Annotated in this window: 15 protein-coding genes, 1 tRNA gene and 1 CRISPR repeat array; of the genes, 2 read left to right on the forward strand and 14 right to left on the reverse strand. The window is 70.0% G+C overall.

Going from position 1 to position 14,007, the window contains the following annotated elements; genetic code table 11:
• Positions 1-109: 109 nt before the first annotated feature.
• The 3 genes from ACWDR0_RS06445 to ACWDR0_RS06455 all read right to left on the reverse strand — a co-directional run bounded on the left by ACWDR0_RS06445 (position 110) and on the right by ACWDR0_RS06455 (position 2,647).
• Positions 110-826 (reverse strand): nucleotidyltransferase family protein, encoded by a 717-nt coding sequence (locus tag ACWDR0_RS06445; RefSeq protein WP_456350526.1) that lies wholly within the window; start codon positions 824-826, stop codon positions 110-112.
• Between the two features lie 74 nt (positions 827-900).
• Entirely contained in the window at positions 901-1,320 is a 420-nt protein-coding gene (locus tag ACWDR0_RS06450) for a hypothetical protein (protein ID WP_456350494.1), read from the reverse strand.
• A gap of 190 nt (positions 1,321-1,510) precedes the next feature.
• The gene (locus ACWDR0_RS06455) at positions 1,511-2,647 is read right to left on the reverse strand and encodes an ABC transporter ATP-binding protein (protein WP_456350495.1); all 1,137 of its coding nucleotides are present in this window, start codon (positions 2,645-2,647) and stop codon (positions 1,511-1,513) included.
• Between the two features lie 209 nt (positions 2,648-2,856).
• On the opposite strand from ACWDR0_RS06455, the gene ACWDR0_RS06460 reads away from it, so the two are divergent.
• Positions 2,857-2,930, forward strand: a tRNA-Thr gene (locus ACWDR0_RS06460).
• A gap of 175 nt (positions 2,931-3,105) precedes the next feature.
• On the opposite strand, the gene ACWDR0_RS06465 is transcribed toward ACWDR0_RS06460, so the two are convergent.
• The 5 genes from ACWDR0_RS06465 to ACWDR0_RS06485 form a co-directional block, all read right to left on the reverse strand.
• Positions 3,106-3,444 carry a hypothetical protein gene (locus tag ACWDR0_RS06465; protein ID WP_456350496.1) on the reverse strand — a complete coding sequence of 113 codons (339 nt, stop codon included), beginning with the start codon at positions 3,442-3,444 and terminating at the stop codon, positions 3,106-3,108.
• 21 nt (positions 3,445-3,465) lie between these two features.
• Positions 3,466-4,371 (reverse strand): radical SAM protein, encoded by a 906-nt coding sequence (locus ACWDR0_RS06470; protein ID WP_456350497.1) that lies wholly within the window; start codon positions 4,369-4,371, stop codon positions 3,466-3,468.
• Positions 4,372-4,444: 73 nt separating this feature from the next.
• Positions 4,445-4,858, reverse strand: coding sequence for an NUDIX hydrolase (locus tag ACWDR0_RS06475; RefSeq protein ID WP_456350498.1), 414 nt, complete (start codon positions 4,856-4,858; stop codon positions 4,445-4,447).
• Positions 4,855-5,664, reverse strand: coding sequence for an SAM-dependent methyltransferase (locus ACWDR0_RS06480; protein WP_456350499.1), 810 nt, complete (start codon positions 5,662-5,664; stop codon positions 4,855-4,857). Before ACWDR0_RS06480 ends, ACWDR0_RS06475 begins: the two co-directional genes overlap by 4 nt.
• A 103-nt stretch (positions 5,665-5,767) precedes the next feature.
• Positions 5,768-5,977: a hypothetical protein gene (locus ACWDR0_RS06485; RefSeq protein WP_456350500.1), complete on the reverse strand. Its 210-nt coding sequence runs from the start codon at positions 5,975-5,977 to the stop codon at positions 5,768-5,770.
• Between the two features lie 111 nt (positions 5,978-6,088).
• On the opposite strand from ACWDR0_RS06485, the gene ACWDR0_RS06490 reads away from it, so the two are divergent.
• On the forward strand, positions 6,089-7,471 hold the full coding sequence (locus ACWDR0_RS06490) for a hypothetical protein (protein WP_456350501.1): 1,383 nt from the start codon (positions 6,089-6,091) through the stop codon (positions 7,469-7,471).
• A 140-nt stretch (positions 7,472-7,611) separates the two neighbouring features.
• Positions 7,612-8,620: direct repeats of the CRISPR family, unit length 29 nt; unit sequence GGGACCACCCCCGCGTGCGCGGGGACCAC.
• A gap of 100 nt (positions 8,621-8,720) precedes the next feature.
• Here ACWDR0_RS06490 and cas2e read toward each other — a convergent pair.
• The 6 genes from cas2e to casB form a co-directional block, all read right to left on the reverse strand.
• Positions 8,721-9,092: a type I-E CRISPR-associated endoribonuclease Cas2e gene (gene cas2e, locus ACWDR0_RS06495; protein WP_456350502.1), complete on the reverse strand. Its 372-nt coding sequence runs from the start codon at positions 9,090-9,092 to the stop codon at positions 8,721-8,723.
• Positions 9,089-10,042 (reverse strand): type I-E CRISPR-associated endonuclease Cas1e, encoded by a 954-nt coding sequence (cas1e, locus tag ACWDR0_RS06500; RefSeq protein WP_456350503.1) that lies wholly within the window; start codon positions 10,040-10,042, stop codon positions 9,089-9,091. Before cas1e ends, cas2e begins: the two co-directional genes overlap by 4 nt.
• Positions 10,043-10,046: 4 nt before the next feature.
• Positions 10,047-10,952 (reverse strand): type I-E CRISPR-associated protein Cas6/Cse3/CasE, encoded by a 906-nt coding sequence (locus ACWDR0_RS06505; RefSeq protein WP_456350504.1) that lies wholly within the window; start codon positions 10,950-10,952, stop codon positions 10,047-10,049.
• Positions 10,953-10,960: 8 nt separating this feature from the next.
• Positions 10,961-11,794 (reverse strand): type I-E CRISPR-associated protein Cas5/CasD, encoded by an 834-nt coding sequence (gene cas5e / locus ACWDR0_RS06510; RefSeq protein WP_456350505.1) that lies wholly within the window; start codon positions 11,792-11,794, stop codon positions 10,961-10,963.
• Positions 11,791-12,987, reverse strand: a complete 1,197-nt coding sequence (gene cas7e / locus ACWDR0_RS06515; protein ID WP_456350506.1) for a type I-E CRISPR-associated protein Cas7/Cse4/CasC — start codon at positions 12,985-12,987, stop codon at positions 11,791-11,793. Before cas7e ends, cas5e begins: the two co-directional genes overlap by 4 nt.
• A gap of 82 nt (positions 12,988-13,069) precedes the next feature.
• Positions 13,070-13,963, reverse strand: a complete 894-nt coding sequence (gene casB / locus ACWDR0_RS06520) for a type I-E CRISPR-associated protein Cse2/CasB (RefSeq protein WP_456350507.1) — start codon at positions 13,961-13,963, stop codon at positions 13,070-13,072.
• Positions 13,964-14,007: the final 44 nt, after the last annotated feature.

The raw sequence follows: 14,007 nt of genomic DNA on the forward strand, positions 1-14,007 counted from the left end.
CTCCCGCCCGTGAACTCACAACCGTGAACTCACGGACTCACGGACTCACGGACTCACGGACTCACGGACTCGCGGACTCGCGGACTCGCGGACTTACAGACTCGCGGACTCACGCCCCGCCCGCGGCCAGTTCCTTCGCGGCCTCGGTCAGGTCCTTCGCGGTGTCGATGGCCCGCCAGTAGGCGCCCTGCGGCAGCGGGAAGCCCGCGAGACGCCGCTCGCGCGCCAGGCCGGGGAAGGTGGTGCGCTCGTGGTCGCCGATGTCCGGCAGCAGATCGCGGAAGGCCGCGGAGAACACGTACACACCGGCGTTGATGAGGAACGGCGACGGCGGCGACTCGATGAAGTCGGTGATGTGGCCGAAGTTGTCGGTCTCGACGGCGCCCCAGGGGATCCGGGGCCGGGCCAGCGCGAGGGTCGCGGTGGCGTCGCGCTCGGTGTGGAACGCGGCCATGTCCCGGAGCGAGAAGCGGGTCCAGATATCGCCGTTGGTGGCGTACCAGGGCTGGTCCGGGTGGGGCAGGTGTGCGGCCGCGTACTTCAGTCCGCCGCCGCGGCCCAGCGGTTCGGTCTCCACGACGGTGGTGACGGAGAGCGGCAGATCGGTGCTCTCCAGCCACTTCTGGAGCACCTCGGCGAGATGGCCGCAGGAGACGACGACGTCCGTCACGCCTTCGGCGGCGAGCCAGGCGAGCTGATGGCCGATGATCGGGGTCCCGGTGCCCGGGATCTCGACCATCGGCTTGGGACGGTCGTCGGTGTACGGGCGCAGCCGGGACCCCTGGCCACCGGCCAGTACGACGGCCTGCGTCGGATACGTGGGCATATGCATGCCACGAACCCTATGCGGACCGGCGCCCGGCGGACCCCAGGGGGAGCGCCCCGGACGGACCGGATTGCTCAGCCCTGGGCGCGCTGGGCGACCCCGGCGGCGAAGGAGGTGTCGCAGACGGGCTTGGAGTACTGCTGGGCGCGGGTGGGGCCGAAGCGGTCGACGGCGGCGCGGCCGAGGGCACGGGCGATGGACATGCAGTGCCTGCCGAGCGACGGGCGGGCCTCCACCTCGCGCTGGAGCTGGGTGAGGACCGTGGCCGGGTCCTTGGAGCGGAGGTCGGCGACGAGCCGGTCGCGCAGGACGTCCTGCGGAGTCCGGGCGACGGCGGGCACCGACACGTTCTGGGAGGAGGCGGCGATCATCCTGGAGTCACCGGCCTGGCCGGCCCACGGGACACTGGTGACCGCGAGGGTTCCGGAGAGCACCAGGACGACGGGCAGGACGAAGGCGAGGGAGCGGCCGATTCGGCGTGCTGAGTGGGTCACGGACGCGAGCGTAGCGGTCAGTGATGATTTGGAGACATTTCGTCACCCCCCCGGGGGAAGCCCGGGCGAAGGTTCTAGGAAGTCTTTCGAATCCGGGCCGGAACAAACCCCGTTCACCGTACGGAAAACGGCCCCGGGAATCCCGGGGCCGTTCTCGTCAAGCCGTGGCGCGTGGTGTCGCGCGCGGGGGTCAGTCGGTGAGGCGCTCGCCCGAGGAGGTGGCGAAGACGTGGATCTCGCCCGGCCGCGGCACGACGTGCAGCTCGGAGCCCTTCTCCGGGGCGGACCGGCCGCCGACGCGGACCACCAGGTCCTTGTCCTCGCCGCCGACGCGGGCGGAGCCGTAGACGAAGCTGTCGGAGCCCAGCTCCTCGACCACGTTCACGGAGATCGCGAGCCCGGCCGGGGCGTCGTCGCTGGCCTTGGAGAGGGAGCGGGCGGCGGCGCCGTCGTGCTCGACGACGTCGAAGTGCTCGGGGCGGACGCCCACGGTGACCGTGGTGTCGCCGCGGTCCGCGGCGGCCGTCAGGGCCTCGCGGGAGACGGGCACCACGCTGTTGCCGAACTTCACACCGCCGTCGGTGATCGGCACCTGGACGAGGTTCATCGCCGGGGAGCCGATGAAGCCGGCGACGAAGAGGTTCGCCGGGCGGTCGTACATGTTGCGCGGGGAGTCGACCTGCTGGAGCAGTCCGTCCTTGAGCACCGCGACACGGTCGCCCATGGTGAGCGCCTCGGTCTGGTCGTGGGTGACGTAGACCGTGGTGATCCCGAGGCGGCGCTGGAGCGACGCGATCTGGGTACGGGTGGAGACCCGGAGCTTGGCGTCGAGGTTCGACAGCGGCTCGTCCATGAGGAACACCTGCGGCTCACGCACGATGGCACGGCCCATCGCGACGCGCTGACGCTGACCGCCGGAGAGCGCCTTCGGCTTCCGCCCCAGGTACTCGGTCAGGTCGAGGATCTTCGCGGCCTCCTCGACCTTCGCCCGGATCTCCGACTTGTTGACCCCGGCGATCTTGAGCGCGAAGCCCATGTTGTCGGCGACGGTCATGTGCGGGTAGAGCGCGTAGTTCTGGAACACCATGGCGATGTCCCGGTCCTTCGGCGGCAGGTGCGTGACATCACGGTCGCCGATGCGGATCGCCCCGCCGTTGACGTCCTCCAGGCCCGCGAGCATGCGCAGGGAGGTGGACTTGCCACAGCCGGAGGGACCGACGAGAACGAGGAACTCCCCGTCCGCGATCTCGATCTCCAGCTGGTCGACGGCGGGCTTGGTGCCGCCCGGGTAGAGCCGGGTGGCCTTGTCGAACGTTACGGACGCCATGGTGCGTCTCCCCTCCACCGGCAGGAACGTGCCGGACGATCCGAGTAAAGGATTGGTGTAGTCCACTCCCGCGAACTGCTGCGACGCTACCCCGCGACCTCCCTGTCTGTCAGCAGCGGTACCGAACTGATATCCACCCGCGGCCACCCCTCCGCGATCTTCCAACCCCCGCGACCGGCCGGGGGCCGCTGTGTAGAGTGGATCCCGCTGCCTCCTTAGCTCAGATGGCCAGAGCACCGCACTTGTAATGCGTAGGTCGTCGGTTCGAATCCGACAGGGGGCTCTTTTCATGCCCGGGCCGGAAGCTTCTGGCCTGGGCCTTTTCGTTCCGCAGCAAGATCGGCAAGCTCTCCGGTGCGGAGAGGGACAAATCCCCGGTTCACCCGGTTCCGGGCAGTGCGCATGGCGATGCCCCCGCCGCGAAGGCCGTCGGCGGAGGCATCATCATTCGCGGTCCGTCAGCGCCCCGGACTGAGGCTGTCGGCTCTGACGTCGGTGAGGTACCGCTGGTAGAGCGGCCCTGCGACGTGTGCTGCGCGGGCCTGTGTGGGCGCCGCCTGTTCGATCTGGTGGTGTGCGGCGGCCTTGAGGTGCGCGGCCCAGGCGAGTACGTGCTGCTGGGCGGTGCGCCCGCACTCGTCGGGCTCACCGGGGAGGCAGAGCGGGAGCGGGGGGCCGATCTTGTTGGCGGCGTGCCGGATGTATCCGGCGATCACGGCCCACTCCGCTTCGGTCCGCTGTACGGCGTGCTCGCCGCCCTGGGTTTCCCATGGCCCGAAGTCGTCCCCGTGGTCCATGCGTGCTCCCTGCGGTTGTGGTTACGCGGGTGCGGCGATGTTAGCGGGACCGGCCTGGGGACTGTCGGCTTCTGCCGGGTCGCAGTACTGGACCGTGGGAACGCAGGGCTGGCAGGGGCCGCACATGGGAAGAAACTGCGGAGGCGTGCACGACTGCGCCCCCTCCCCGTGTACGGCTGTGATGTCCGCGGTCACGCGGGCTGTTCCGGGGCCTGCCCAGATGTCGGCGAGCGGTGTCTCGCGGACGTTACCCATGGTGAGGAACCGGCCCAGAACACACGGCCAGACGTCTCCGGTGGGTCCGACAGCGCACTTCTCGTGGGCGCAGTGTCCGCACAGGTCGGCGATGGTCGGAGCAGCTCCGCGACCTCCTCGCCCGAAGGCCCGGGTCCGGTCGCCGCCGACTTCCCGTACGCCCAGGGTGCGCAGGTCCTGGGCCGCTTCCGCGGTGCGCTGCCCTTGGCGTACCGCGACGACTCCGCCTCGGACGGGGATGCCCAGGGCGAGGGCCTTCCGTACGTTCGCCCGGGTGCGGCGGTGGGATCCGCGGAGGTTGGTGACGGCGTCGTGGTCGTCGGCCGTATCGGAGTAGTACGACGTCGCGAGCTTGACGTCGCACTGCCGGAAGACGTCCCAGAGGTGGTCTCGGATGTGGGTCAGGTTCGAGAAGACCTCGATGCCGAGCCCCTTGCCGTGGGCGTGGGTGATGAGGTCATCGAGGTGGGGGTAGAGCGCTGGTTCCCCACCGATGAACTGGACGTCGGCGGCACCCATGTCGGCAAGCTGAGTGATGACGTTCTGCCAGTTCTGCGGCGTCATCGTGCCATGGTTGCCCTGTGGGCCGGAGTCGGCATAGCAGTGATCGCAGAACTCGTTGCATAAGCCGGTGACCTCCAGCCATGCGAACTTCAGGGTTGCTGCACTCATTCAGGGCTCCTTCCTGGTGTTGGGGATTTTTCGGCCGTCCGCCGGGAGACGTGTCTTCCGGCGGGGACGGGAGTCAGCGGGTCGGCATCGGGGCGAGGCCGAGGTATCGGCGTACGGGCTCGTAGATGCCGGGGACGGTCACGTCCACGAACCGGGTGGGAACCCACGCCACGTCGGTGACCTCGCGGGGTGAGGCCGGCAGCGGGGTACCGGATACGACGGCGCAGGCGATGTAGATGAGGTAGCGGCCGGTGAGGTAGTGGGGCGCGGCGCCGATGCGCTTGACGGGTGCCACGATCAGCCCGGTTTCCTGTTCGGCCTCGCGCACGGCTGTCTGCTCGGCCGTCTCGCCGTGCTCGGCCTTTCCGCCGGGGAAGACCCACCGGGGCCCGTCCGGGGCGCGACGCTCCACAAAAAGCACGGAACCGTCGGCCGGGCTGGTGATGACGGCGAGCGCGACCGGCGTGGTGGCGGGGTCGGTGGTCATGTGATCCCGACGCCCCCGTAGGTGTGAACGATGGACCGGTCGTCGGGGTCGGCGCAGGTGGGGTACCACTGACTGACGGGGACCAGTCCCGGGCCGACTGCCGTGAGGTCGCCGAAGAAGGTGGCAATGTCCTCGAAGCCCCGGGCGCAGCTGGTGAGCCCTGCCTTACGAAAAATGGTTTCGGCCTGATGGACGAGTGGAGGGTTGTCCTCGTAGGTCAGGTGGGAAAGGACGAGCACGCTCCCGGGCACCAGGGCGTCCATGATCCGGCGCATGCAGAGGTGGGGCTGGTCCTGGTCGTCGATGGTGTCGAGAACGGCGGTCGCCACGACAACCACGGGATACCGGAGATCGAAGTGCGCGTCGGCCTCGGCGAGCAGGGTCTCGGTCCGGCGCAGGTCGATCTGTTCGGCCCGGACGTGGTGCCCTCGGAGCCAGGGAACCCAGCGGGCGATGACGATCGGGGCGGCGTCGGCGTAGAGGGTCCGGGCCCGGTCTCCCGTGTAGAGGGCGGCTATCGAGTGCGTGTCCACACCGGTGTGCGGGGGCAGGCCGGGGCCGATATCCAGGAACTGGTGGAGCCCCAGGGTCTCGGTGGCGTAGGTGACGGCCCGGAGGTGGAAGGCCCGCCCGGCCCTTGCCGCGGCGCGGGCCGGGTAGCCGATGTCCGTGAGGCGGCGTACGACATCCTCGTCGGCCTCGTACGAGTCGTAGAAGTCCTGGCCACCGAGGGCGGCATGGTGGACTCGGGCGCTGCTGACCGGGGCGTAAAGGGGATACGGGAGCGGGGGCGGAGGCGGGGTCACGGCATCCACCCCGCCTGCCGGCCCTCCAGCCACACCGCCAGCCGGACATACAGGCCGGACACAGTGAACACAACGGCGGCAACTCCGGCGCGGTCAACCCACTTCATGCAGTGCCTCCGGCCAGTTCCAGGACCTGGTGGGCCAGCGCGAGGGCCTGATCGGGCGGGACGTCGGCCCCCGTCTCCTCGACGACATGTCCGTGTCGCCGGAGGCAGAGAGGAATCCAGACCGCGCCGTCGACCGGCCGTCGGACGGCCTTCCCGGCGAGGGTCAGGGTGTACCCGTGGCCAGGTTCAGGGGGAGAGTTGGTCATGCCCAAAGTGAACGGGCGCGGAGGGCGGAGCGGCAGCAGGTCGGGCGGGGCAGCCTGTTGAACGTGTTGATTGACGGCCCCAGCCGAAGCCAGCGGCATTAACGTTCAGTCATGAGCCGGTCACGCAACTCCCGCTTGGCGCGGGTGATTGAAGAGTCAGGACTCACCTACGACGCAGTCGCCCGCGCCGTCGTACACGTCGCCGCTTCGGCGGGCGACAACACCCTGCGTACCAGCAGGTCGACGGTGTCGTACTGGGTGAGCGGAACGCCTCCCCACCCTGCCACCGGCCGGTACCTGTGCGAGGCACTCGGTCGCAGAGTGGGGCGGGTCCTCACCCCGTACGATCTCGGCCTCCCGGACACCCTCTCTTCCGACCGGGCCGAGCTCGGGCTTACCGTCGACAGTGACCCGGTGGAGACGCTGGGGAACCTCGGGAGGGCCGACATCGAGCGACGCAGCTTCCTCACCACGTCCGCGTACTCCGTAGCGGGTGCGGCTCTCCCCCTCGGTGTGGCCGGAGAGATGAAGGCCCGCACCGAACGCGTTCTCACCGGCGGCATCGCGGGGGCCTCGGAAGTCGCGACCGTGCGGGACATGGTGGCGATGTTCACCAGGATCGACGAACGGCACGGCGGCCGGCACGGGCGCAGCGCCGTCGTGCAGTACCTCACCGAGGACGTCGTCCGTCTCTGCCGGGGCCGTTGGCGGTCCGAGGCGTTACACCGCCAGATGTACTCCGCGGCCGCCTCTCTCACCTACCTGGCCGGGTGGAAGGCGTACGACGCCGGTGAACACGGGCTCGCCCAGCGCTACTACCTCCAGGCGTTCAGCCTGGCCCAGCGCTCCGGGAACCGGGCCGACCAGGCGTACGTCCTGCGGATCCTCGCCCACCACGGCATGGACAACGGACGCCCCGAACACGTCCTCGGCCTGGCCGACGCGGCCCTGCGGCTGAGCCGCGGCATCGACCCCGCTGCCGAGAGCCTGTTCGTCATCTGCCGCGCCCGCGCCCTCGCCGACTCCGGCAACGGCGCCGCCGCCCTCCGGGAGGCAGAACGCGCCCGCGAACTCGCCACCTCCGGCGAGGCCGGGGACATGACCGGATGGGCATCGTCGTGGGGCGCACCAGCCGCGGCGGTCAACTCCCACATCGCCAAGATCAGTGAACGACTCGGCGACCACCAGGCGGCCGAAGCCCACTACGCCACAGCGCGTCGCCGCTACAGCACCACGCCCCATCAACGAATCACCGCGCTGTCAGCCGCTTCCGAAGGCCACGCGCAGCTCTGCCAGGGGCGCATCGAGCAGGCATGCGCCACCTGGAACGAGGCACTCGACGTCATGGCCGGCATCCGGTCCTCCCGCACCGTCAAGGCCGTACGGTCGATGCGCTCGGACCTTGCCCAGTTCCACGCCCGCGGCGCACGGCCCGCCGCCGAACTGGACGAACGGACCCGGACCTGGCTGCACACCGAAGGCGCATCCACATAGTCCGAGCAGGACACGCTGACGACGCTCTGCCTTCAGGGCACTGGTGCTCGCGAGATACCTTCGCAAAGCAATCCCGTCGGCGAGAAGGAGCGCGTGCGCGGGGACCACACGGCCGAGGACATCGCCGGAGCGCCCGGGCTGGGACCACCCCCGCAGGCGCGGGGACCACCCGTGGACTCCCGCAAACGGCGGCCCGGCCGAGGGACCACCCCCGCGTGCGCGGGGACCACCGCTCCGGGTACCGCTGCTTGCCGTCCCCCCGGGGACCACCCCCGCGTGCGCGGGGACCACAAGGCAACCCAAGGCGCCTCCGGATCCGGCCAGGGACCACCCCCGCGTGCGCGGGGACCACAACTCGGCCGAGTACTTCACACACCTGTGGAAGGGACCACCCCCGCGTGCGCGGGGACCACGCGTCGTCGGCGGCGGTGGCCTTGGTCAGGGAGGGACCACCCCCGCGTGCGCGGGGACCACCACCGCAAGGTCGCGTTGCTGTCCGACCGGGCGGGACCACCCCCGCGTGCGCGGGGACCACTCTTCGGCGGCACGCTGGGCGGGGGTGGGCTGGGGGGACCACCCCCGCGTGCGCGGGGACCACGTGGCCGTGGCCGGGTCGAGGGCGTTCATCCGGGGACCACCCCCGCGTGCGCGGGGACCACAGGGTCGTGGGCCGCGGGGCCGGTCCGGGAGGGGGACCACCCCCGCGTGCGCGGGGACCACCTTGGCCCACTGGCGAATGCGGGTGCGGTCTCTGGGACCACCCCCGCGTGCGCGGGGACCACGCGGCTTCTACGGCGCCGGTGCTGAAGGCCCGGGGACCACCCCCGCGTGCGCGGGGACCACGCCGCCAGCCTGGCTGCCGCGTGGCAGCCCGCGGGACCACCCCCGCGTGCGCGGGGACCACGTCCGGTTCGGCTGTCTCCGCGGCAATGGGAGGGGACCACCCCCGCGTGCGCGGGGACCACGCGGATGCGGGCCGGGAACGTCACCATGACCCTGGGACCACCCCCGCGTGCGCGGGGACCACCTCCGCGTCGACGACGTTCGCCGCGGACGGCCCGGACCACCCCCGCGTGCGCGGGGACCACTCCTTTGGACGGGGTTTCTTGGGAATCGCTGAGGGACCACCCCCGCGTGCGCGGGGACCACAGGAGCCGACCTGGTGCTTCATCGCAGCGGCGGCAGGATTTTACCCACTTTGCCAAACTCCGACCTTACGGCCATTTTTCGCATATCAACCCTCACTCTTCTATCGGCCGAACCTCCGCCTCTTCGCCGCCTTGCTCCATCCCTGTCGCGGAGGGTCCCCGGACGGCGCAGCGTGGTTCGGAGACCCGCCGGGAGACGGGGCAGCCGGGCGGTGGAGGAGAGTGAGACCCTCGTGGTCCGTAGGGTGCCAAGCATGGTCATGGGTGCGGAAGGTGAAACCCTGCTCGTTGTTCGTGTTGTAGGCGAGCAGCGCGCGCCCTTGGCCGGAGTAGGTGCGGACCTCGTCCCAGAGGATGTCTCGGATACGGGCGGAGGGCGAGCCCAGGAATACACCGGGAGAGATCTCCAGAAGCCAGCGGGTGAGGAAGCCGCGCAGGCCCGCGGGACAGTTCGTAAGGACGATGACGGTCACCAGATCGGCTCGTCCCCGTAATTGCGTCCGCTGGAGAGAAGCTGGCCGTCGTCCGTCTGGAGGCCCACGTGATCCGCTTCCTCGACGGACCCACCGGAGCTTCGGGAATCCTCGTAACGGAGGAGCTTCTTGATGTCCTCGGCGCAACGCTCGAGCAGCTTCGTCTCGTTGATGCGATCGCGCAGGGCGCGGCGAGTTCGGGTGGGGACATCGTGATCGCCCGCCGCAGCCGCGTCGAAGGCGGCCGGGATGGCGATCTCTGTCTTGTAGAGGTCTGCGATGTCCAGGACGAAGGACCGTTCGTGGCCGGAGTGGACGAAGCCGAGCCCCGGGGAGCAGCCGAGCGCTGCGATGACGGCATGGGCGATTCCGTACATGCACTGTGCGGCTGCGGTGACGCCTTGGTTCGGGGCGTCTCCGGCGGAGAAGTCCTCGCGGTGGTAGTCGCGCCGGACCCATGGCACACCGGTACGGATGGATTCCCGCCGGTAGCAGTCCTTCACCCGGCGGCCCTCCATCCGCAGCAGCTCGTCCCGGGTACGGCCCGACGGATCCTCGTCCGGGAAGCGCATGCGGTACATGGCGCGGGCGACTTCGACTCTGGTCCGGCGGTTGGCCCACGCCGTCGCCTGGGCTTCCAACAGCCCCGACGAGCGGGTGAGGGCCCTTCCGCCGGAGTAGAAGCGCACACCGTGCTCGCCCACCCAGACCACCGCGGCGCCGCTCTCGCCCAGAAGTGCCATCGCCTGATGGGTCACTCGGGTCCCGGGACCGAGGAGCAGGGTGCTGATGGTGGCGGAAGGGATGTGGGTGATGCCGTCGGCGTCCGTCGCCGTGATGGCGTTGTCGTCGCGGTGGACGGTGCAGCGTTCCAGGTAGAGGAAGGAAATGCGGTCGCCGACGCGGGTGAGTTCGCGGGGTGAGGAGAGGCTGCGCCTGCTGATGGTCACGGCTTCACCGGACCGGTGCGAGAGTCATGAGACCGCAGCCGTACGCCTTCGCTTTGCCCAGGCCATGCGTCAGGGTGCGCCGGAAGGCCGCGAGATCGGTGATCTCCAGTCGGCCGTCGAACGTCGCCTGGGTGAAGCGCACATCCGACGCGGGCGAGCGGGCGGCGCCGCGGCCTCCGGGTGAGTGCTGGGTGGCGTCCGTGAGCGCACGGTCGCCTCCGCTTGGTGTCTTGCTGAACCGGATCGGGGTGCGGTTGTGGACGACGACTTGGTACCCCTGCACGTCCGGCATCGCGTCTTCACGGCTCTCTGCGGTGGCCTGGGCCCCTTCTGCCGTCCGGTGCGTGTTTTGAGCCCCTCGGGCGTCAGCCGTGCAATCCGTGGCACCGGTACTGAGGCCCTCGGTCGTCCCCGGGGCCGGAACACAGTTGTCGGGCCTGATGCGCAGCACGGCGAATCCGGACCGCTCCTGGTGCTTCAGAAGCCATCCGAGCTGGTGGTGAGGCGTCACATGAGCCGTTCGTTTGGTGGGTGTGCCGGGTGCGTCTTCCTCGCGGCGAATGTGGTGTACGGGGTTGGCCGTGAGGCGGAAGGCCCATTCGTCGCCTTCGGCAAGGGCATTCAGGAACTCTCCGTAGGCGAAGGTGCTCCAGCCTTCCTGACCGAGGCTCGGCCAGCCCACCTGCTCGACGAGATGAGTGAGGTCGGGCCGGTCAGGGCTGGAGATCAGAAGGTCGAATCGGTCCGCCGGGGCTTGGTCGATCCGCCACAGCACGCGGGGGCCGCTGCCGTCCCGCGCCGGCGGATCGATGAAGGCGCTGTTCACGGCACCGTGGAGTCGGTTCGGGGAGCGGAGCAGTCGTTGTGCTTCGCGCCGGGCGGTATTGAAACGGAAGCGGGTCAAGTACATCGGCGTTCCTAGGAGACGTCCGTGGCAGACGGAGAATTCGGGGCGGGCCTATCCGCAGCGGGCCCGCCGCCCCCGGTGGTTCCGTAGCCGTCGTCGGCGCCCGGACTCCGCGGAGGGGCCCCGGCGGGAACGGGCCGCAGATGGGCCGTCGGGTCGTGCGGTGGCGGCGCGTTCACGTGGTCGCTCCGTACGCCCCGGAGGGCGTACTGCCGGTGCCGCGGATCGTAGGTGATGGGTGTGTCGCGCAGCGAGAAGTCCGGGGTCTCGCCCGCCGCGCAGTCGAGCAGCAGGTCCAGTTCCTCCGCGGCGGATGGTTCGCCGGAGGCGCCCGCGGTTCGCTGGAGTTGTCGCACATACCACCGGGACGCCTGCCAAGGCACCTGCCGCAGGGCCGTCTCCAGAGGCAAGCTGCTGAGAGAGTCCGCGAACAGCAGCGGCAGAGACGGCGGGCAGGAACGGCGTCCGAGATAAGGAAGGAAGCGGGGCGCGTCCACGGCGTCGTGCAGACGGCGGATCAACCCGTCTTCGCCTTCCACAGCCGCGACGAAGACAGCGTCGGTGAGGTAGTAGCGGTACGACAGCGGCATAACCCGGCCGGTGTCGTGGTTCTCTGCCTTGTGGAAGTCGACCAGGCGGGATCCCGGCTGGTCGATCCTGACCCCGAACCGCAACGCGGCAAGGTCGGAGACGTCCGCACCGCGCGCACGCCCCTCGGCCGCGGCCAGCAGCCCCAGTACACCGCTCTTCGTCGGGGCGTTCTCGGTGGTGCGCTGCACGAAGCGGGAGGCCGACCCCCATGACTGCAACGGTCCAGCGAGCCGTAGCAGCAGTGTCGTCGTCACGCCCCGGACTCCAGCCGCTCGGCGACCGCGCCTCCGACCTGGCTCAGGAGCGAGTCCAGGGTGACTCCGGTACCCAGGGGAGCCAGGGTCTGGGTTTCCTCACCGACCCGGAACACCCAGGTGGGATCCTTGTCGAGACCGTACTGCTTCTGCAGGTCAGGGACGTACGCCGCGAGTCGGCGGCAGCTCTCCTGGAGGAAGCCGCCCAGCGCCGACTTCGGCACCGGCTGTTCGAAGGCCCCGACGAAGCTCACCGGTCGACGGCCGCGGAGGGTGACAATGACAGCGGACGGCAGAGTGTGGTTTCCGAAGGAGTTGATCTTCCCGGTCGGCAGCGAGGTGATGAACGCCTCCAGGAATGCGGTGACCGCCCTGGCAGTGGGCGTGCCGGGCCGCTCCCCGTCGTTCACCAGGTCGTCACCGAGGTTCCGCTGCAGCTCGTTCACGTCGACGGCGGCGTACCGGTAGAGCGTGGCGGAGTTGAAGTCGACCGTGCCGATCATGCCGGCTCCCGACTCGGACTCCTTGCTGCGGTCGTCGACGGCGGTGTAGTAGTCCGACTCGATGTCCGAACGGTGCACGCTCAACGCGTGGGCGACCTGGGTGGCCGCATCCACGTTCAGATCGGCGGAGTCGGCGACCATCCGGCCGAAGAGTGCGATGTCCACCGAGTGGCGGGTGTCCACCGCGCTGCGCGCCCGTGCCTTCACCTCCTTGTCCTTGAGCGACTTCTTGAGCGCTTCGACGTCCCCGCCCCCGCTCGACGCCACGGCCAGCTCGGCCAGGGCATCCAGCTGGCGCCTGCTGAGGAACATCAGATACTTCGACTCGGCGATCACCACGCCGTCTCCGTCGTTCTTCGCCTTCCGCTTCGGCGCCTCGAGCGCCGAGCCGGTGGCGGCCGTCAGCACCTCCGCCGCAAGCTTGACGGCGGTTTCAGCGAGAGAGGCGTCGGCGGCGGTGATGCGTTCCGCGAGCGCCTCCACCACCTTCTTGGTCCGCACGCCGAGGTCCTCCGGAGGCAGCAGTTCCTGGAACCGCTCGCGGGTGGCGCGCTTCCACGCCTGGCTGGAGACCCGGGCCCGGCGCACCCCTCCGTAGTAAGCAGACTTCGGGGTTCCGGTGTCGTCGCGGTTCATGTTGCTCGGCGGCACGCTCTGCAGAATGTGGATGTCGAGGATCGTGCGGGTCACGGGCGTTCCGTTCCTTGTCTGCCGTTCCGGCTGGATGGTGGGGGAAGGGAGGGGCATCAGCCCCCTCGGCGGTGCGGGCGCTTCACTCGGCGCCGTCGATGTCCTCGAATCCCGCGGTGGCCGCTGCCGAGGTGGAGGACCCGTCGGCCGGGTCCTGCCCGCCGGGGTCCGCGTTGTGGCCTCCGGCCCGGTATCGGCGGTGGAAGTCGCGACCCCAGGCTCGTCGGATGCCGTCCCGGAGGTTCTCGTCCTGCCACCACAAGAGCTGATCGGCGAGATGCGCGTAGTCCAGCGGGATCCGTGCCGTACGCAGCAGCAGAACCAGCTCGCGCAGCCTGGTGGCCAGCACCTCGACGTCGGACGCGCTGCCGACGCGTACGAACCGCTTCCGTACGGATTCGCTGACCTCTTCGACGCTTCCTCCTGCACCCCCTTGGTCCGCCGTGCCGCGCGTGCCGCCGCTGTTGTCCTCGGCGCTGCGGCTGTCATGCGTCCCCGTGCCGCCGTGGGCAAGCCGTCGCACCGAGCGGCCGAGGGTCCAGCCGGGAAGGTGCATGGGGGTGTCCCGCAGCGACTGCTGGTGAAGCGCCCACAGCGTCACGGCGAGATGTACGGCTGAGTCTTCGCGCTGCTCCTGCTCTTCCCGGCGCATGTACGCCGTGGACGTCAGGTACGCGGGTGCGGCCCGGCCTGCGCCGAGCGACTCCTGCTCGGCCGCCCGCCGCTCGTCCCGCAGATCGGCCAGTGTCTCCAGATGTGCCAGACCCCATGTGGCGGGGGATTCATGCGCGTCCCGTCCCGCTTCACGGCGGAGGCGGGCGACATCGGCCACCGCCCAGGGGGCATCGCGCTGGTAACCGGACTGCAGTCGGCCCACGACGCGCGACACGGTGACGCGGGGCAGCGACGGCATACGGGACGGACTTGGCGGTCCGCCGGGGGTGGCACCGGCGGACACCGGAACTTGGGATGCCATGGGCTGTTCTCCTGAGGACGAGTAGGGCCGGGGAAGCGGCTGAG

Source organism: Streptomyces sp. NPDC003691, from assembly GCF_053981115.1.

Bases quoted from the DNA above. Each gene is read 5' to 3' on its own strand.
- ACWDR0_RS06445 (WP_456350526.1), bottom strand. From the start codon at position 826: ATGCCCACGTATCCGACGCAGGCCGTCGTACTGGCCGGTGGCCAGGGG.
- ACWDR0_RS06455 (WP_456350495.1), bottom strand. From the start codon at position 2,647: ATGGCGTCCGTAACGTTCGACAAGGCCACCCGGCTCTACCCGGGCGGC.
- ACWDR0_RS06465 (WP_456350496.1), bottom strand. From the start codon at position 3,444: ATGGACCACGGGGACGACTTCGGGCCATGGGAAACCCAGGGCGGCGAG.
- ACWDR0_RS06470 (WP_456350497.1), bottom strand. From the start codon at position 4,371: ATGAGTGCAGCAACCCTGAAGTTCGCATGGCTGGAGGTCACCGGCTTA.
- ACWDR0_RS06475 (WP_456350498.1), bottom strand. From the start codon at position 4,858: ATGACCACCGACCCCGCCACCACGCCGGTCGCGCTCGCCGTCATCACC.
- ACWDR0_RS06485 (WP_456350500.1), bottom strand. From the start codon at position 5,977: ATGACCAACTCTCCCCCTGAACCTGGCCACGGGTACACCCTGACCCTC.
- ACWDR0_RS06490 (WP_456350501.1), top strand. From the start codon at position 6,089: ATGAGCCGGTCACGCAACTCCCGCTTGGCGCGGGTGATTGAAGAGTCA.
- ACWDR0_RS06505 (WP_456350504.1), bottom strand. From the start codon at position 10,952: ATGTACTTGACCCGCTTCCGTTTCAATACCGCCCGGCGCGAAGCACAA.
- casB (WP_456350507.1), bottom strand. From the start codon at position 13,963: ATGGCATCCCAAGTTCCGGTGTCCGCCGGTGCCACCCCCGGCGGACCG.